The organism is Solidesulfovibrio sp. C21 (assembly GCF_047785625.1).
Taxonomy (GTDB): Bacteria; Desulfobacterota; Desulfovibrionia; order Desulfovibrionales; family Desulfovibrionaceae; genus Solidesulfovibrio.
Genome location: NZ_JBLODY010000021.1, coordinates 41,080 through 57,341 on the forward strand (window position 1 = coordinate 41,080; position 16,262 = coordinate 57,341).

The 16,262-nt window shown below is 59.9% G+C and carries 20 protein-coding genes; 7 read left to right on the top strand and 13 right to left on the bottom strand.

Annotation, left to right across the window (positions count from 1 at the left end; all coding sequences use genetic code 11):
* Positions 1-38: 38 nt before the first annotated feature.
* Both ACMZ6R_RS08715 and ACMZ6R_RS08720 read right to left on the bottom strand, forming a co-directional pair.
* Positions 39-176, bottom strand: coding sequence for a FitA-like ribbon-helix-helix domain-containing protein (locus ACMZ6R_RS08715; protein WP_416110537.1), 138 nt, complete (start codon positions 174-176; stop codon positions 39-41).
* Between the two features lie 103 nt (positions 177-279).
* The gene (locus ACMZ6R_RS08720) at positions 280-609 is read right to left on the bottom strand and encodes a hypothetical protein (protein ID WP_416110538.1); all 330 of its coding nucleotides are present in this window, start codon (positions 607-609) and stop codon (positions 280-282) included.
* A 298-nt stretch (positions 610-907) separates the two neighbouring features.
* Here ACMZ6R_RS08720 and ACMZ6R_RS08725 point away from each other — a divergent pair, with 298 nt between their 5' ends.
* Positions 908-1,258, top strand: coding sequence for a hypothetical protein (locus ACMZ6R_RS08725; protein WP_416110539.1), 351 nt, complete (start codon positions 908-910; stop codon positions 1,256-1,258).
* Positions 1,255-1,587 carry a hypothetical protein gene (locus tag ACMZ6R_RS08730; RefSeq protein WP_416110540.1) on the top strand — a complete coding sequence of 111 codons (333 nt, stop codon included), beginning with the start codon at positions 1,255-1,257 and terminating at the stop codon, positions 1,585-1,587. Before ACMZ6R_RS08725 ends, ACMZ6R_RS08730 begins: the two co-directional genes overlap by 4 nt.
* Before the next feature lie 68 nt (positions 1,588-1,655).
* Here ACMZ6R_RS08730 and ACMZ6R_RS08735 read toward each other — a convergent pair whose 3' ends face one another.
* From ACMZ6R_RS08735 to ACMZ6R_RS08785, 11 genes are all read right to left on the bottom strand, one after another.
* Positions 1,656-2,033, bottom strand: a complete 378-nt coding sequence (locus tag ACMZ6R_RS08735) for a hypothetical protein (RefSeq protein ID WP_416110541.1) — start codon at positions 2,031-2,033, stop codon at positions 1,656-1,658.
* Between the two features lie 26 nt (positions 2,034-2,059).
* Positions 2,060-3,160: a phage minor head protein gene (locus tag ACMZ6R_RS08740; protein WP_416110542.1), complete on the bottom strand. Its 1,101-nt coding sequence runs from the start codon at positions 3,158-3,160 to the stop codon at positions 2,060-2,062.
* A 3-nt stretch (positions 3,161-3,163) separates the two neighbouring features.
* Positions 3,164-3,526, bottom strand: coding sequence for a head-tail joining protein (locus ACMZ6R_RS08745; protein ID WP_416110543.1), 363 nt, complete (start codon positions 3,524-3,526; stop codon positions 3,164-3,166).
* Between the two features lie 2 nt (positions 3,527-3,528).
* Entirely contained in the window at positions 3,529-4,002 is a 474-nt protein-coding gene (locus ACMZ6R_RS08750) for a DnaT-like ssDNA-binding protein (RefSeq protein WP_416110544.1), read from the bottom strand.
* 159 nt (positions 4,003-4,161) lie between these two features.
* Positions 4,162-5,082: a major capsid protein gene (locus ACMZ6R_RS08755; protein WP_416110545.1), complete on the bottom strand. Its 921-nt coding sequence runs from the start codon at positions 5,080-5,082 to the stop codon at positions 4,162-4,164.
* A 12-nt stretch (positions 5,083-5,094) separates the two neighbouring features.
* Positions 5,095-5,481 (bottom strand): hypothetical protein, encoded by a 387-nt coding sequence (locus tag ACMZ6R_RS08760; protein WP_416110546.1) that lies wholly within the window; start codon positions 5,479-5,481, stop codon positions 5,095-5,097.
* 34 nt (positions 5,482-5,515) lie between these two features.
* Positions 5,516-6,829 (bottom strand): hypothetical protein, encoded by a 1,314-nt coding sequence (locus ACMZ6R_RS08765; RefSeq protein WP_416110547.1) that lies wholly within the window; start codon positions 6,827-6,829, stop codon positions 5,516-5,518.
* A gap of 3 nt (positions 6,830-6,832) precedes the next feature.
* The gene (locus ACMZ6R_RS08770; RefSeq protein ID WP_416110548.1) at positions 6,833-8,515 is read right to left on the bottom strand and encodes a hypothetical protein; all 1,683 of its coding nucleotides are present in this window, start codon (positions 8,513-8,515) and stop codon (positions 6,833-6,835) included.
* Positions 8,508-9,875: a tyrosine-type recombinase/integrase gene (locus ACMZ6R_RS08775; RefSeq protein WP_416110549.1), complete on the bottom strand. Its 1,368-nt coding sequence runs from the start codon at positions 9,873-9,875 to the stop codon at positions 8,508-8,510. Before ACMZ6R_RS08775 ends, ACMZ6R_RS08770 begins: the two co-directional genes overlap by 8 nt.
* Before the next feature lie 443 nt (positions 9,876-10,318).
* A complete protein-coding gene (locus tag ACMZ6R_RS08780) occupies positions 10,319-11,071 on the bottom strand; it encodes an N-acyl homoserine lactonase family protein (protein WP_416110550.1) in 753 nt (250 codons plus the stop codon).
* Between the two features lie 302 nt (positions 11,072-11,373).
* Complete coding sequence (locus ACMZ6R_RS08785; RefSeq protein WP_416110551.1) at positions 11,374-11,520, bottom strand: hypothetical protein; 147 nt, start codon at positions 11,518-11,520, stop codon at positions 11,374-11,376.
* 576 nt (positions 11,521-12,096) lie between these two features.
* Between ACMZ6R_RS08785 and ACMZ6R_RS08790 the strand changes: the two genes are divergently transcribed.
* The 5 genes from ACMZ6R_RS08790 to ACMZ6R_RS08810 all read left to right on the top strand — a co-directional run bounded on the left by ACMZ6R_RS08790 (position 12,097) and on the right by ACMZ6R_RS08810 (position 16,005).
* Positions 12,097-13,824, top strand: a complete 1,728-nt coding sequence (locus tag ACMZ6R_RS08790) for an aldehyde ferredoxin oxidoreductase C-terminal domain-containing protein (RefSeq protein ID WP_416110552.1) — start codon at positions 12,097-12,099, stop codon at positions 13,822-13,824.
* 263 nt (positions 13,825-14,087) lie between these two features.
* Entirely contained in the window at positions 14,088-14,378 is a 291-nt protein-coding gene (locus ACMZ6R_RS08795) for a MoaD/ThiS family protein (protein ID WP_416110553.1), read from the top strand.
* 47 nt (positions 14,379-14,425) lie between these two features.
* Positions 14,426-14,890 carry a hypothetical protein gene (locus ACMZ6R_RS08800; RefSeq protein WP_416110554.1) on the top strand — a complete coding sequence of 155 codons (465 nt, stop codon included), beginning with the start codon at positions 14,426-14,428 and terminating at the stop codon, positions 14,888-14,890.
* 80 nt (positions 14,891-14,970) lie between these two features.
* Complete coding sequence (locus ACMZ6R_RS08805; RefSeq protein WP_416110555.1) at positions 14,971-15,762, top strand: HesA/MoeB/ThiF family protein; 792 nt, start codon at positions 14,971-14,973, stop codon at positions 15,760-15,762.
* Between the two features lie 15 nt (positions 15,763-15,777).
* A complete protein-coding gene (locus ACMZ6R_RS08810; protein ID WP_416110556.1) occupies positions 15,778-16,005 on the top strand; it encodes a MoaD/ThiS family protein in 228 nt (75 codons plus the stop codon).
* Positions 16,006-16,262: the final 257 nt, after the last annotated feature.

Sequence of the window (16,262 nt, forward strand, 5' to 3'; positions counted from 1 at the left end):
TCGGAAGCTGCAACTTCTGGCCAGGGCTGTTGATATTTTCAGGCTTTCGTCCTTTCCAGCTTCTCCCTTATGGCTTCAATTATCCAAGCCTGCATGGATATGCCGGCTCTCGCGGCGGCGGCCTTGGCTTCGCGGTGGATCTCGTCGGGGATATTTTTGATGTTGATTGCGCTCATGTCTTCCACCTTTTCTATCTTTCTACCCCACGGTTTAGCCAACGTCAAGCGGCCAGTTTCTCTCGTCACAAAAAGAGCCGCGGCGATCCGGGGCGTAATAACCTTATTTTATAACCTTGAGGCCGAACAGAGGGGATGCTTCCGCGACTTTGTCACCCCATGAATAGATGAATATGCCTCTTGCCTTGTCACGAATGCAGGCGTCAGAGTCGGCAATTAGCCTGAGAAATCGATTTTTTCTATCTATATTCATGCTGTCCCACCCGCCATTCATATCGATGTGCAAGCTAACACCAGAGTCGTCATATTTTAAGCTGTAATTTTTTTGCATTGTGTCAAGTATAAGCTGCGCTTGTTGTTTGTCGCAATCAAGTGCAAAGGCTGCCGAGGCCCACAAAGAAACGGTGACCAACGCCGCCAAAAATGTTTTCATGTACTTCCCCTTTTTTGAGAAAGATACCAGTAAACAAATAGACAGGGCAAGTTATCGATAATAAGTTTTTAGGTGGGGGACGCTATCGCATCCAAAAACATGGCCAGCTTCAAAAAAAGCCGGCTCCCTTCTTGTCCCACCTGCCCTTGACTTCCACCCTCCCCGTGGACATGGTAGCCCCATGAGCACGCCAACTTTCAGCGAACCGGCCAACGCGGCGGCCTTTGCCGGGCTCCTTGCCCATATGCGAGTTGCCGCCTCCGCCGGGCGGTGTCTGAAGGCGAGGTCGGAAAGGGATATGGACCTTGCCCGGCAGGCCATTGCCCTGAGCAAGATGGGTGAAAAGGCCCTCCTTACCTCCAGGGAAGAGGCCCAGAAGGCCGAAACCGATCTGGAAGGGCTCTATACAAGCGTCACCCGGGCCCGGGACGCGCTCATCGTGTTTATCTCAAAGCTCGCCCGGCATCCGCGTCTTCGCGTACTGAAGCCGCTTTTTGAGGACGCCTTGGACGATTGGGACGCGCTGGCGGAAAACCTTTCCATGGTCGCCACTCCCGAACGTCGGGCGCTCCTGGATGACTTGGAACAGGCGGTCCAGGCGAACAAGGACAAGTTCACCGACTGGCGCGACTCCGACCTTTTCCAATGACCTTCACGGTCAAACTTTCGCCCACCTTCAAGCGGCAGGCGAAGGACATCCTTTCTCGCTATCCCGCCTTCAAGCAAGAGCTTGTCGATTATCTGAAGAGCCTGGAGCAATCCGCACCGCGTGGCGATCAAATCCAGCGGCACAAGATGCTATGGAAGGATCGGCTCGGGCTCAAAGCGTACAAGATCGGGAAGCGTGGCGGGCTCCGCGTCATCATGTACTTTGATGGCTCGGAGAACGTCTTTCTGCTCATGATCTATTGCAAGCGTGACATTGCCCAGCCGACAGACAAGGAAATCAGGGACGCAGTAGCAGAATTGCACGGATGATGGGCCACAAAAAAGCGGCCCGGCATTACACCAAACCGCCTATAAAGTTAGAGTCTTCTTGGTCTTAGTTAAGCGTGCTTGGCAATATCTATAGCCGTCTCTTGAATTATCGCCTCAAATTTATCCTTATCCCAATCATCCGGTTCGAGAACCACTGATTGATCGACAAATACAGATCCGCCTGAGACCTTAATAGTTTTACAAACGCGGCCTTCTATCTTGATTGTTAAAGAAACTACTCCATTCTTTCTGTCGTTATGCACAATTTGAGCAAACGGTATATGGTCATCATAAAACTCCATAATGCTGGCGGCTTCTGAGCATACGCGAAGAGCTTTCTTCCTCGCTTCTATTTCTGAAGAAACACGAATACTTGATGATTCCTTGTATATTTTGTCGAGTTGCTTGAAAAATTCGTCACGCTCAATTGGCTTACTTCCTTCCATAACAAAATATCTCCTTGAGGTAGAAATTACAGCTCCGACAATTTCTTGATCCGCCCGTCCGTCACCATCCCCGACAGGGACAGCTTGCCGGCCTTGAAAAGCTCGAACCGGGTCTTCCCCAGGACGCGGCGCACAAAGGCCGGGTCTTCCTCAAGCTGGCGCTTCATCCAGGCGGCATAATTCTCCCCGGGCCGGGTCCGGTCAACCTCGGCCACCTTGAATTTCGTGCTGGTGCTGCCGTCCTTGTGGTGGACGGTCTTGCCCGTGTGCTTGACCGTGGTGCGGCCCGTGTCGGCCATCTCGTCGATGTCCACGCCCAGGTCCCGCCACGTGGGCGTCACCACCGTGTAGAGGCAGCGGCAACGCCAGTGCGCCGGCAGAGAGGGACGCGGCTCCCCAGGCTTGTAAATCTTGCCGTCCATGCTCCCGCAGGCAACGCAGGTGCGGCCGTCGAGCACGACCATGCGCTTCCAGCCCTTCACCACGTCGGAAAATTTCTCTTCGATGATCGTTTCCCGGGCGTAGTTGCTGGCGGAAAGAAGGTAGGTCCGGGCCAGCCCTTCCAGGCCGGGGACGCTGCCTTCAATTCCCTCTTGTCGGATCATCCGGGCCGCTGCCTGGACGCCTTTGCCTTCGATCAGGGCCCGCCGGCCGGCGCTGATGATGCGGTCCCGGGCCGACGCCTGGAGCTTCCCCAGGAAGTCGTTGATGGTCAGGCCCTCCACGGTCGAGGACTCGAACCAGGCTTTCGTCATGTCCAGGGTGAAGGCCGTGCCGAGGCCGACCGCCGCCCCGCCGGCCAATTCCGACATAGCCGCGGCTGTCTGCGTGGCGCTGGCCTGGATCACGTCTTGCCCGGCCTCGTGAAGCTGGTCGCCGGCCGTGGCGTAGACTTGGGCAAGCACCTTGTCGATAGCCGCCGCCTGGGCCTCCAGAAGGGCTTTCTTGCGGCTTAGGGGCATGTCCGCGAAGTTATCCCCGGCATCGTCGGCCAGGGCCGCCAGCTTGCCTACAATGTCCGCACGGGCGGCCCGAAGCTCCCGGACCATGTCTTCGGCAAGCCCGGTCGCCCGCTGGTTCACGGCGTGCTGGAACTTAAGAAGGTCGTCGAGATACTTGTCGGCCATGACCTACGACCTGATTTGCAGCTTCCAGAGGATGGACGCCGCGTCCGCTTCGACGTTGACGATGGCCCACGACTCCCCACCGATGACAACTTGGTCGCTCACCGTGGGGCGGATGGGTATTTCCGCCTGCCGAATGGAGAGCTTTCGGTCGCCGGTCTTGATGCGTGTGCCGTCGATCAGGAAGTCATTGTACCCGGTCAGGAGGCCCTGGCAGGGATAGTCCGTAACCACTTCGTCCGTGTATTCGCCGGACACGGGGTCATACTCGCCGGTTTCTGTGCGACGAATGAGGATGTCGGCCGGAATGTCCCCCAGGGCCGTGAACGCCGTGGCCGTGGCGTGGGCCAGTACAGCACGCAGTCCCATGGCTAGGCCCTCCGCAGGCTTATGGAGCGCAAGCCGCCGCTACGGAAGCCATAGGGAGCCACCAGGGCGAAGACTTGGTCCGGGATGACCTTCACGCGGTCGCCCGGGTCCACCTCAATCTTGATGGTGTCGGCCTGGATGGACTTCATGCCGGCCGTCTCGGGCATGGCCGTGGTGTCCTTGGCCAGAAGCACAAGGGCAAGCTCCATCTGCGCAACCTTGAGCGCCTTGGGCGTGGTCGTGAGGGTGAGGCCAGGAATGCCCAGGCGCGGCCACTCCATGCCCTGGTCCGGGGAAGCCTTGGCCCCCTGCCAGACGATATGCCGATCCAGGAGCACGGCGGCCGTCACCAGGGCCTTGGCCTGATTGTTGGCGCTGGCGCTCGTCCAAGCGTCGGCGTGAAGGCGGTCCTCGAAGTAGGCGGTCGCCTCGTCCGTGGTGACGTAGCTGTTAGACCCTGTGAGCACTTCGGCCATGGTTCATCCCTCGCTTGAAAAATTGCCGGAACCCTTGCGGGCGTTTTCGGACTCCGGCGGGTCCGGGGCGGCCTTTTCGCCCTCCCTCGGGCGCGCCTTGATCCAAGGCCGTACCAACAGGCGCATGAAAGCCTTCAGGATGGGGAATCCTGGAAGCGTTTACGCGTTCTTGATGGCCTTCAAGCGGGCGGCCGCCTTCGGGTGAAAGACCGTGATCGAGCAAATCCACTCGATCAGGGTCTGATAAAAAATGCCTTGCAAGCCCTGGTCGATGACTTCCATGCCGCCCGTGGCCTGGAGACCGGAAACCCATTCCTGGGCACCGAAGCGCACGGCATAGATGCTGGTGCAAGCGGCGTCGGCCGGGGTCGCCTGGGCATCCTGCTCGTCGAAGGCCAGGATTTCGGCCCCGTCCTTGTCCTGCTCGATCACGCCGATGGGAATGCCGGCATAGGCGTAGATGGGACGGCCGAAGGCGTCGGAAATGGGTTCCGTGGCCTGATTGCTGGCCCGCATGAGGGCGTTGACCTTGCGGCGCATGGTCTTGTTCATGAAGAGCACGTCCGGCCCGCCCTGGACGGCGTCCATGAGCTGGTCCAGCATGTCGAGGGTCAGGGCCGCGCCGCCGGCGGCGGTTCCGGCCGCGAGGACCTGATTGCCGGTCAGGCGCTTTTCCAGGCCGTCGAAGGCCAGGGCGTCCGCTTCGGCATCGCCCTTGAAGAAGACCCGGGTGAACTCCAGGGCCGCCGCCTTGGCTTTCATGGCGTCGTGCGTGGCCCGGATGTCGTTGATCTTGCCTTGGGTCTTCACCTGGGCACGGTCCACCTTGGAAATGCCGCCGAAGATCTTCAAGGCTTCGGTCATCGGATTGATGACGCCCGTGCTCTCGGTGTAGGTATCATTGTAGCCACGGAAGCCGATGCCGGGCAGGGTCTGTTCCTGGTTCCAGGCGTAGGCGTTTCCGGCCACGTCCATGAAGGGCAGGCGCTCCAGCACCGCCGAGGACCGGGGGAAAATTTCCACAACGCCCCGCTGCAAGGGGTTCTGAATCAGCTTGCTGGCTTCGGTCAGGGTCAACATGGTGGTTTCCTCTTAGGACTTGTACCCGGTCGCCATGATGGCTTGCGGGGTCATGTTCGAGAAATCGACGGGAGGCTTCCCGCCGGGCCGCTTGCTGTCCGGGCCGTTGGGCTCGGGAGCGCGGCCGCCGAAAACGCCTTTCTTGTGGGCGGCGCGAATCCATTTGATCTTCTCGGCCGGCGGCAGGTCGGGCACGATGTCCCGCAGGTCCTCCGGGATGTCCTCCAAAAGCTCGGTGACGATCCCGGAAAGCGTTTCCTCGGCCGCCTTCTTGGCGTCGTTGACCTTCTGGAACCGCTCATAGGGCACGGTCTTTTCGCCTTTGTCGGGGGCGGTCCCGGGTGTGCCCTGCTGGCCCTGGTTCGGGGTCTGGTCCTGCTGCTGGTTCTGGTCTTCCATGGTGATCTCCTCGCGTTTTACGCCTGCGTGGGCGCTAAATTTGCTGTTCCTTGAGGGCGGCCGTCTCGTCGCGCACCTGGATCAGGTAGGCCAAGGCGTCTTCCCTGGTGGCGAGGTCGGGGTTTCGCTCCATGACGGCGTCCACGGGGGAAATGAGGCCCATGGACAAAAGAAGCTCCCAGGTCGCGGCCTGGTCCTTCTCGCTGGTGTCCGGTTTGGGGTCGGCAAAATCGACGGCCAGGGTCGCGGCGTCGGAGAGCTTGCGGCCGGGGTTGTGGTGGTTCCAGACGGTCCGCAGGACGGCGAAAAGCCGGCGCTCGTACATGCGCCAAAGCGCGATGTCATCGCGGCGGGACTCCTCAAGCTCCACGTTGCCCACGATCTTGGAGACGCCGCTTTCGTCGGTCGGGTCCACGCTCATGGAAGAGCCCGGCAGGCCGTTGGAGACGGCGCACCACTTCATCAAGCGGTCGATTGCGCCCACCACCTCGTCAATGGGGGCCTGGGGCGCGGCAATGCCAAGCTCGCCTTCCTTGGGAAGCTCGATGATCTTGCCCGGCCCGGTGTCGAGGATGCCGCCGCCCTCGGCTCCGCGAACCCAGCCCAGGCCGAAGCCCTGAAACTCCAGGGTATGGAGCAAGTCCACCAGGGCCTTGTTCACGGCCTCTTGCATGACGATCAGGTCTTCCCCGCCCGCGATCCAAAAGGAATCCGTGGGGGCGCGGTCCCACAGGGGCACGAAGGGCAACACGCCGTAGGGGTTCGGGCCGCCATCCGTCTGGTTCCCCCGGTAGTCCAGGCGCTGCCACGTCTCCGGGGTCCACAAGGCATAGGTGACTTCCTCGCTCTTCCCATTGTCCGGGTAGTGCGTGACCAGCACGGCCTGGATGTCCTCGGGGCTTTCGCCCGTGGTCACGTCCAGAATGTCCGGGGTCAGGATGTCCAGGTCCAGGCGACCGTTGCGCCAAACGGGGCGGGCAAGGCAGGTCTTGCAGAGCTTCACGTACCGGCTGGCCGTCTTCATCTTGATAGAGAGCGCGGCCTGTTCGGCAATCTCCGCGTAAAGGGCCTTGTCGGACTCGATCCCGTCCACGCTCCGCTTGGGCTCGTCGGCATAGACCCGGGCCTTCAGGTCCACCACTTTCTTGACGATGTTCACGAAGCAGTGCGTCAGCTTGGCCGGCTCCGCGAACTTGAGGGCAAGCACTTCCTGCAAATGCTCAAGCTGGCCGTCGTGGTAAAAGTCCAAACGCTTGGCCGCATCCCGTTTACGGTCCCGGTTGAGGGCATAAAGCGCCCCCCGGAACATCTCGGCCACAAGCGCCGGCCCCTGCGGTTCAAAAAGCATCGCTTACACCCCCTGATAGATGCGCGGCCCGTCGAGCTTCACGTAAGCCGCATAGAAGCCGGGCAAGGTATGGTCGTCGTCCATCCGAAGCCGCATGTAGCCCCGGAACATCTCCGCGACCTCGTGATAGGCCGCGCACTCGTGCTTGCATAAAAGCTCCATGTCTCCGCCCATGAGAAAGCACAGGCTCCGCGTGGGACGCAGATTGCGGCATTCGATGCGCTTGAGGGCATAGACCGACAGGACCGCCGCCCGGGTCGCAAAGACGGACCAGTTGAGGGAATACACTGTGTCGTCGTGGAACTTCTGCGAGGAATGGCCGAAGGTGTAATTGCCGTCCCGCTTTTCCTCGTAAACGAAGGTCCGCATCTCGCTTGTCAGCACCTCAAGGTCCTGGGAGAAGTGAAGCCGGCCTTCCTTGGCGATCCGGTGCAGTTCGACGAAGGAAAGGTTCTGGTTCGTGCTGGTGGCGGAAAGGACCTCGGCCGGGATGTCCTGGTCATCCAACCAGGGCTTGAGGTCGGCCACCTCGTATTGCTCCAGGGTCACGGCATCCAGGTTGTAACGGCGATGGTCCTCAAGGATGGCCTTCTTGATGCACCGGGCATGGTTCGGGACCACCACGTCCTGGTTGAGGACGAAATATTCCGGCTCCGCGTCCTTGGCCGACGCCACCTTCAAGGTCGTGGTCCAAACCGTGTTGTCGCCGCCGAAGAGCTTCTTGGAACGGTCCAGGCCCCCGCCGATGACGTACTTGCGCCCGCCGGTCAGGTCCTCCAGGCGGTCAGGCGGGAACGGACACGGGATTTCGGCGCGGCACAAGGTGATGACCTCGGCCGGGAAAAGCGCGTTGCGGGCGCTGGAGCGTTTGCCCAGGATGTCGCGGGAGAAGGCCGTGGGAAGCTGCGTCTTCTGAAGCCGGACCACCTTTTCCCGGTCGATCCAGGCCGGGGCCTCGCGCAGGTAGGTTTCCAGGTCGGGATACTCGATCCGGCGGCACAGGATGCCCGGGTCCGTCTCGGCCAGCATTTCCAGTCCGTGAACGTGCCCGCCCTCATGGTCGGTGTTCGAGTCGATCAGGCAAAGCGTGCCCTCGGAATCGAGAAGCGAGGCTTGATAGGCGTCGAAAGGCCCGGTGTCCGGGCAGGCGTGGAAGTCCGAGACCCAAAGCAGGTTCAGCTTGTCGCCAAAGGCCCCGCTCATGGTCACGGTGGACGCCTGGATGATGTTGCCCATGGCCGGATATTCGATGGCCTGCTTGCGAAGGTTCTCTTCCCCGATCATGGCCTTGAGCGCCGGGGTGTTGCGGATGATCCCCCGAAGGGTCCGCATCTGCACCTTCTCGCAATGGATTTCGGAGTTGCCCAAGGCCTGGATGGTCTGGTTGCTCCGACTGGTGAAAAGCCACAGGGCAAGCAGGGCAAAAAGCGTGCTCTTGGAATGGCGGCGCGGGGTCACATGCAGGACGATGGAATACCGGAAGGGCTTGCCGTCGCCGGGCTCCAGGGCTTCGACGATAAAGGCGTTCTGCCAGGGTTCGAGGGCCACGGGCTCCCAGGCGTTGCCCTTGGTCAGGATGCGGGGCTTCACGTCGGCAAGCCAGTGACGAAAGCCCGCCGCCCCCGGTGCGTTCCAGGCGGCAAGGATGTCGTCGTTGCTGCGGGGCTTGGCCTTGGGCTTAGGCATCCTTCAAGACCTCGGACAGGTTGACGCCCCAGGACTCGGGGTCCTTCTGGCCGTAACCCTTGGCCGCGTTGGCAAGCTGGCCAAGGTTCGTGCGAAAGAGATTTTGCACACGGACATAGCGGTCAAAGTCGAATCCTGGAGTGCCGTAGGTGTTTTGCATGTCTAAGAGCTCCAAATACATGGGGACCATTGTTTCGATCAGCATCTTCTGGACTCGTGACAGTCTGCCGCTGACCATGTCGCGCAACTTGGCTCGGACGATCTTGACCTTTAAGGCCGGATCATCATGGCGCGTTGGGTCCTTATGAAAGACCACCTTCTGGCGGTCATCCTCGACGCCTTCATTAAATCCTAGGGCGCTTACCACCCGGTTGAAGCTGTCCGAAACCTGGACAGCCTTCTTACCGCTCCGGTCAGGGAAAACGAGGTCATGATGCTGCCCGTGAACGCGTTGGGCAAACATCTCCTTGACGGCGTCGGTCATAATGGCCGGGCGAGTCTTCCCGCTTTTGGTGCGCGTACCCGCTTTGACGGACGTGCCCCGGATCGTGATGACGCCGCGTTCCATGTCCACGTCTCCCCACTCAAGTCCAAAGATTTCCCCGGCGCGAAGGCCACAATGCAGAGACAACAGGGCCATATCGTGGACGTTAGGGCTTTTCAGGGCCAAGGCCTCAAGCAGGCGGTCGGCTTCTTCGTGTGACAGAAACCGGACGCGGCGGTTGTCCTCGGTGGGCTTCTTTACCTTGGCGGTTGGGGCCTCACCGTCATAGAGACCTAGGCGCTTGGCATGGTTAAAAACTTGGCGCGCGACGGCCAAACAGTACGAAATCGAACGGGCCGCCCTGCCGGCATTCATCATGTTCTTTTTGAGGCGTTCCAGGTCCAGCGGGGCAATTTTCCGCAAGGGTTTACTGCCGAACGCTGGCCCGATCCATAGCCGGGCAAACTCGTCTTCCCGGGCTACTGATCTGGCGCTTTTCCCGTCGGCTTTTTGCTGCGGCATGTATGTGTCCGCGAAAAAGCGGTTGAAGGTAAGGTTGTCGCGTTCCTCTTGAACCTTCCGGGCGGTCTCGGCTTCTGCTTCGGCTTGACGCTTGGCTTCTTGCTCCTTGCGCTTTTCCCGAAGCGAACAGGGGCCGTCTCCGATTCTGCCTGAGGTCCGAAGCTTCTCCAGCTCTAAAGCTGCCTTCTGCTCGGTCCAGCCCTGGGAAGCCCACCCTAGCGCCTCTTCACGGCGTTTGCCGTCTAGCTGAAAACGGATGACGAAATAGCGGTCCGCCACGATGCCGTGCTTGCGGGTTGGATGCTCCCGAAAACGAACGCCCTTAAATTTTGAAGAGTGCCATAGATAGCTCATTTGTCCACCCCTTGCCCTCGGATTGCCGAGAAGTCCGAAGGTCTCTTGTCCCCACTATGTCCCCACTTTATCGATGAACGCAGGGGACAAAAAAGGACTTGATGGGATAGAAGCTAGGCAGGAAAAGCTTAAAAGTCAATATGTAACAGGAGAAGCGGGAAGATACGGGAAGGATAAAATACGGGACTACGAATCCGTAGGTCGAAGGTTCGAATCCTTCCGGGCGCACCAAAATTTCAAGGGGTCAGCCGAAAGGCTGATCCCTTTTTTTTATCCCACCTCATTTTGGTCCCACACTGGTCCCACTTTCTCGGGAAGACATGGGCAGGAGCGGGAAAATCACCCCCCTCCCCGCTTCACGGCTCCTCGTCCAACCGAAAGATGAAGGCCGGTCCACCGCGAGGGGATAATACATCCCCTCCCTGGTCAGGCCCCGGGGGCAATTACTTTAGGCCGATGGGCGCGCCCGTGGCAAACGACGGCTCATGAAGCGGGATGACGATGTCCGCCGCGTCCCGAATCCGCCGCACAATGTCATAGGCGTCGTAGCTGTTGATGCAGGTCCCGGGCGGGATGACCTCCATTTCCCGGGCCGTTACCGATTTGGGCGGGAAAAGGTTCTCCCGGATGACGCAAAAGCCGGTGATAACGGCCGAGCCAGCCGGCGTGTCCACGAACACGGACATGCCGCCTTCCGTATGGGCCGGGGTATGGACCATGCGCAGGCCGGGTGCGATTTCCGTATCCTCGGACAGGGTCACGATCTGCCCGGCTTCCGCCACGTCCTCGATGAATTCCTCGTTATAGCGGTAATCGAGCGGATGCGGATTGCAGGCGTGGGCCAATTCCTTTTCGTGGACGTAGAACACGGCATTTTCGCACAGGCTGTCGTTTTCGCAGTGGTCGTTGTGGAGATGGGTGTGCACCACCACGTCGATATCGCCGGGCGTCAGGCCGAAGCGGGCCAACCCCTCGGCAAAGGCATGGATCGGTCCCCCGATGGCCGCCTCCCTGGCCGCGGAAACCACGGGCCGCATCTCCCCGGTGTCCACCAGGATGCGCTTGTCGCCCCCTTCCAGGTACCAGCCATAAATGGGAATGGTGTAGGGCTGCCCGTAGTCGACCTGGTAGGTCATCATGCCCTTGTCGAATTCCTTGGTCCCCAACACGATGGGATGAATCACGAATGTGCTCATGAGACCCTCCAGCCTTTTTTTCTCCCCACCATGCGCTAAGACACGCAAGATGTCCAAACCGGGAGAAAATTCCCTTGTGGCGCTGCGAGCTCCAGGCCTCAGGGCTGTTGCTCGAACATGGTCAGCTGCTTCCCCCTGAATTTGCCGGTAATTTCCTCCCTGGCTGACACAGCGAAGTACTTTCTCCGAATCGAAGAGCAGCGGCGTAAACGGCACGAAATCTCCCAGCATGAGCACAAAGGCCCGGGGTCGGCACAGACGGAGAAGCCCGGCGAACATATGATTGGGGAAGAATGCGCCGGTCAGGGCCACGACACCGGCCTGCGTAGAAACGCCTCGGCCCGTTCGGGACCGAAATCGCCCTCGCGGGGATTGTTTTCCAGCTCCCACAGGTTGGCGGCCTGTTGGCGGACCTTGGGCAGAAAGGGAAAATGGCCGACGACCGCCATGTTTTCCCCGCCGCCTTTTCGAAAAGAAACAGGGGCAAGGGCAAAACATCCCTTTTCGCGGTCCGGGAATTGACGAATGGCCGGAAAGCCGGCCCTGTCCGGCACCCGCCCCACCGAAAGCGTGCGGGAGCGCCCTCCCCCACATTCGTCACGATTCGCACGCTATCGTGAGACAACGTATACTTTTGACCCAAGGCAGGGGGTTGCCTGGGTCATTTTTGCCATGGCCAGAACTTGTTGTAATATTTAATTTAACATACAAAAAGCACCACTTTATCGCCCGCAGCGTCACCCCGCTGGCCAATCGGTACCATTTTTTCTCAAAACAATCCGAAGCTTGAATTTCAAAACATTGATATTATAGATATTTTTTTTGGCTCAAGACTTGCTATTTTTAACCGAAGAAAACGGCGCAGGGCCTCTCCGCCAGGCGCTGGGGACTCGAAAGGGCTGTGGGGATTGCCTCGTATCCAAAATAAACCGGATGGACTGCAACATACCTCCAAAAAAATTTCATCTCCTTGTTTGTCGATGCGAGAACAATGTTGCACGTCCATCATAACCAGCGGAGGGGATATGCCCAAATTTATCAGAGTTGACATGAAGTCCAAAAAGATAACGACCGAGGAATGCCCGGAAAACTACGCCGCCCTGGCCGGACGCGGCCTGACTTCCACGGTTGTGGCCAATGAGGTCAAGGCATCCTGCCATCCGCTTGGCCATTACAACAAGCTCGTTTTCGCCCCCGGCTACCTGACCGGAACGAGCGCCGCCAACTCCGGCCGGCTTTCCTGCGGCGCGAAAAGCCCGCTCACCGGCGGCATCAAGGAAAGCAACACCGGCGGCACCTTTGGCCAGAAAATGTCCAAGATGGACATCAAGGCCCTCGTATTCGAGGAAATTCCGGCCGAAGACGCCTATTATGTGGTCAAGATCACCATGGACGGCGTGACCTTCGACGAAGCCCCGGCTGAGACCATCGGCATGGGCAACTACGAAGCCATCAAGGTTCTGCAGGAGAAATACGGCCCCAAGGTCGGCGTGGCCATCATCGGACCGGCGGGCGAAATGCGCCTGACCGCCGCCAACATCTCCTTTGCCGACCCCCAGAGCAACATCCGCAGCGCCGGTCGCGGCGGCCTGGGCGCGGTCATGGGCTCCAAAAAGATCAAGGCCATCGTCATCGACGACACCGGCGCGGGCAAGGTCGAGATCGCTAATGTTGAGGCCTTCAAAAGCGCCTCTAAGCGTTTCACCACCGCCCTGACCACCCACCCGGTCACCGGCCAGGGCCTGCCGAAGTACGGCACCAACATCCTGGTCAACATCCTCAACGAAGCCGGCGGCCTGCCCACCAAGAACTTCCGCACCGGCCGCAACGACTGGGCCAACGATATCGGCGGCGAAACCATGGCGGAAGTGATCGAGTCCCGCGGCGGCAAGACCACCCATGGCTGCCATGCCGGTTGCGTCATCCGCTGCTCCCAGCACTATCATGACAAGGAAGGCAAATACCTCACCAGCGGCTTCGAATACGAGACCGTCTGGGCGCTCGGGGCCAACGCCTGCATCGATAACCTGGACATGATCGCCTATGCCGACCGCGAATGTGATGACGTCGGCGTGGACTCCATCGACGTCACCGTGGCCGTCGGCGTGGCCATGGAAGGCGGCGTCCTCCCCTGGGGCGACGCCAAGGGCGCCCTTGAACTCATCAAGGAAATCCGCAAAGGCACGCCCATGGGCCGGATCATGGGCAGCGGCGCGGCGGCCGTCGGCCAGATGTACGGCCTGACCCGGGTGCCCGTGGTGAAAAAGCAGGCCATCCCGGCCTACGACCCGCGCGCGGTCAAGGGCGTCGGCCTGACCTACGCCACCACCCCCATGGGCGCCGACCATACTGCCGGCTATGCCGTCGCCACCAACATCCTCAAGGTCGGCGGATTTGTGGATCCGCTCCGCAAGGAAGGCCAGGTGGAGCTGTCGCGCAACCTGCAAATCGCCACAGCCGCCGTGGACAGCACCGGCATGTGCCTGTTCGTCGCCTTCGCCATCCTGGACATCGCCGACGGGTTCAACGCACTGATCGACATGATCAATGCGCGCTACAACCTGTCCCTGACCGCGGACGATGTGGTCGAACTCGGCAAGAGCATCCTGCGCACCGAGCGCGACTTCAACAAGCGGGCCGGCCTCACCAACGCCCAGGACCGGCTGCCGGAGTTCTTCGAGGAAGAGTGCGCGCCGCACAACGTGACCTGGGACTTCACGGATGAGGAAATCGATTCGGTGCTCGACTTCTAACAGCCCCTATCCGTCACGGGGCACAACGACGGATCACGCGTGTGCCCCGCGAGAAACGGTGCGTCGTGGAGGCGGACGGCAACACTGTCTGCCTCCACTGCGTACACGAAACCGGAGGACAAGCATTCTTCTTGTCGAAGAGAAGGCTTCACCACTTCGCATCGAAGCCAAACGGACAGAATCTCTCTTTTACGCCAAGCTCTTTTTGAGACAGGACACCGAAAAGAAGCTCTTTCAGGTAATGAACCGACAAGGAGGAAGGCGTGACGGAATCATCAGCTGTCGAAATCCGGGCCTTCATGGGGTTGTCCACGTATTTCCGGGAAAAGAATTGGACCAATCCCAAGATCATGCCCGTTAGGCAAGAGCTGACCGGCCTCGAACTTCTCGCGCAGCTCGGGCTTTCCGAAGGCATGGTCGAGGTGATTTTCGTGAACGGAAAAGCGATGCAGCCCGATGCGGCCGTCGTGCATGGTGGCGATCGAGTCGCCCTGGCTCCTCCCGGCGTCCCCGGGCCCTACCGCGTCTTGCTGGGGTTCAAAAAGATGGGATGATTTCCGGGAACATCAGTCCTACGGGATCGAAAGGCCTCCCTTCCTGTATGAAAAAGTATATTTTGAGTACGCATGAAAGCAAACCACTATCGCAGGTGAGCATAGGGTCCCTTCAAAAAGAGGGAATCCAGGTTATTTTCGTCCATTCCTGGCCGGATATCGTATCAACATGTGAATACATTGATTTTGACCTCATCATCGGATATTGTAACTATAACAGAATAAAGATATGCAGGATTCTTGAATTCGTAAGCGACTACTATCTTCAGACCAATCGCAAGCCGGCGCATATAATCCTGCAGCAGCATGCGTATGCCTTGAAAAAAGAGCAATTCAAATCACTCGGCCCCTTTTTGCGGCATATCTTCCCCAAGGATGCCAGGGAATCGGACGTTCTTGCTACGATAATCAGACTTCTGCGGACCAAAGAAAAAATCGGCACGGCACGGTTCCACTCCTGGTGGAAACCCCATTTCCCGAAAGAAAAAGACATGACGGACATCGCCCTGTAACACCCCCCGCATGGCCTGTTCCGGGCCGCCCCATGGCGGCAAGGGCCGTGCCGCCACACGTTGGGAGCCTGGGGAGACGTATGGAATCCGAAGCCATGTTCCTGGAGCGCTACGGCCGCCACATCGTCCTGCCGGAGATCGGCCCCGAAGGGCAGCGCAAGATCAGGCAGGCAAAGGTGCTCGTCCTCGGCGCGGGTGGCCTGGGCTCGCCCGTCGCCTACTATCTGGCCGCGGCCGGGGTCGGCGTGCTGGGGATCGTCGACTGCGACGTCGTGGACCGCTCCAACCTGCAACGCCAGATCCTCCACACCACGGAGGATATCGGCCGGCCCAAGGTGGTTTCGGCCAGGGAAAAGCTCGAACGGCTCAATCCCGACATTTGCGTCCGGACCTACGAGACGCGGATCGATGCGTCGAATATCGGCGAGATCATCGCACCCTACGATTTCGTCGTGGACGGCGTGGACAACTTCCAGACGAAATTTCTGATCAACGACGCCTGCATCCTGGCCGGCATCCCCTTTTCCATGGGCGGCGTGTTGCAGTTCGTCGGCCAGACCATGACCGTGCTGCCCGGAAAAAGCGCCTGCTACCGCTGCGTCATGGGCGATGTGTCCAAAAGCGCGCCGACCTGCGCCGAAAAAGGCCTTCTCGGACCGGTGCCCGGCATAACGGGAACCATCCAGGCGACCGAAGTGTTGAAGTACCTCACCGGCACCGGGGAGCTCCTTTGCGACAACCTGCTCATTTTCGACGCAAAGGCCATGGAATTCATAAAAAGCCCTGTCCAGCGCAACCCGGATTGCCGCGCTTGCGGCGCGCATCCCGAGAGCCTTGCCTGCAAGACGGGCAACGGCCCACAACCGTCGTAAAGCGAGGAATCCCCCATGCCCATCGAGATCAAATGCTACGCCACGCTGGCGGATCGCGCCCCGGCCGACGCGGCCGCCTTTCCCGTCGCGCCTGGTGAAACCGTGCTGGAAGTTCTCACGCGGCTCTCCATTGCCGAGGAGGACGTCAAAATCGCTTTCGTCAACGGCGTCATCTCGCCCCTGGACCGCCCCCTGGTCGATGGCGACCGGGTCGGCGTGTTCCCGGCGGTCGGCGGCGGCTGAGAGCGCCTGCCCGGCCGGGCTCTCCGGAAGGCCTCGGCGGGGAAAGGATTCTCGCCCCCCTCGCTTTCCCCGCCTCCCGCTTTTTCCATTGAGACCGTCTACAACCGTCATTCCTTTCGCATTCCGTCTCTTCCCCTTTTCCCCCGAAACGTCTTGCCCCCGCGCCTCGTTCCGACTTACCGTCCCTCCACTACCCTTTAAAAGTTTTTCGGGAGGGAGGGGGGTGCAGGGGGGAGGGGACCCCTTTTTTCAAAAAG

Coding starts and splice junctions, on each gene's coding strand:
- ACMZ6R_RS08785 (WP_416110551.1), bottom strand. CDS start 11,520: ATGGCGGTCGTCGGCCATTTTCCCTTTCTGCCCAAGGTCCGCCAACAG.
- ACMZ6R_RS08730 (WP_416110540.1), top strand. CDS start 1,255: ATGACCTTCACGGTCAAACTTTCGCCCACCTTCAAGCGGCAGGCGAAG.
- ACMZ6R_RS08715 (WP_416110537.1), bottom strand. CDS start 176: ATGAGCGCAATCAACATCAAAAATATCCCCGACGAGATCCACCGCGAA.
- ACMZ6R_RS08755 (WP_416110545.1), bottom strand. CDS start 5,082: ATGTTGACCCTGACCGAAGCCAGCAAGCTGATTCAGAACCCCTTGCAG.
- ACMZ6R_RS08770 (WP_416110548.1), bottom strand. CDS start 8,515: ATGCCTAAGCCCAAGGCCAAGCCCCGCAGCAACGACGACATCCTTGCC.
- ACMZ6R_RS08790 (WP_416110552.1), top strand. CDS start 12,097: ATGCCCAAATTTATCAGAGTTGACATGAAGTCCAAAAAGATAACGACC.
- ACMZ6R_RS08735 (WP_416110541.1), bottom strand. CDS start 2,033: ATGGAAGGAAGTAAGCCAATTGAGCGTGACGAATTTTTCAAGCAACTC.
- ACMZ6R_RS08750 (WP_416110544.1), bottom strand. CDS start 4,002: ATGGCCGAAGTGCTCACAGGGTCTAACAGCTACGTCACCACGGACGAG.
- ACMZ6R_RS08780 (WP_416110550.1), bottom strand. CDS start 11,071: ATGAGCACATTCGTGATTCATCCCATCGTGTTGGGGACCAAGGAATTC.
- ACMZ6R_RS08775 (WP_416110549.1), bottom strand. CDS start 9,875: ATGAGCTATCTATGGCACTCTTCAAAATTTAAGGGCGTTCGTTTTCGG.
- ACMZ6R_RS08810 (WP_416110556.1), top strand. CDS start 15,778: ATGCCCATCGAGATCAAATGCTACGCCACGCTGGCGGATCGCGCCCCG.
- ACMZ6R_RS08760 (WP_416110546.1), bottom strand. CDS start 5,481: ATGGAAGACCAGAACCAGCAGCAGGACCAGACCCCGAACCAGGGCCAG.
- ACMZ6R_RS08765 (WP_416110547.1), bottom strand. CDS start 6,829: ATGCTTTTTGAACCGCAGGGGCCGGCGCTTGTGGCCGAGATGTTCCGG.
- ACMZ6R_RS08800 (WP_416110554.1), top strand. CDS start 14,426: ATGAAAAAGTATATTTTGAGTACGCATGAAAGCAAACCACTATCGCAG.
- ACMZ6R_RS08740 (WP_416110542.1), bottom strand. CDS start 3,160: ATGGCCGACAAGTATCTCGACGACCTTCTTAAGTTCCAGCACGCCGTG.
- ACMZ6R_RS08725 (WP_416110539.1), top strand. CDS start 908: ATGGACCTTGCCCGGCAGGCCATTGCCCTGAGCAAGATGGGTGAAAAG.
- ACMZ6R_RS08720 (WP_416110538.1), bottom strand. CDS start 609: ATGAAAACATTTTTGGCGGCGTTGGTCACCGTTTCTTTGTGGGCCTCG.
- ACMZ6R_RS08745 (WP_416110543.1), bottom strand. CDS start 3,526: ATGGGACTGCGTGCTGTACTGGCCCACGCCACGGCCACGGCGTTCACG.
- ACMZ6R_RS08805 (WP_416110555.1), top strand. CDS start 14,971: ATGGAATCCGAAGCCATGTTCCTGGAGCGCTACGGCCGCCACATCGTC.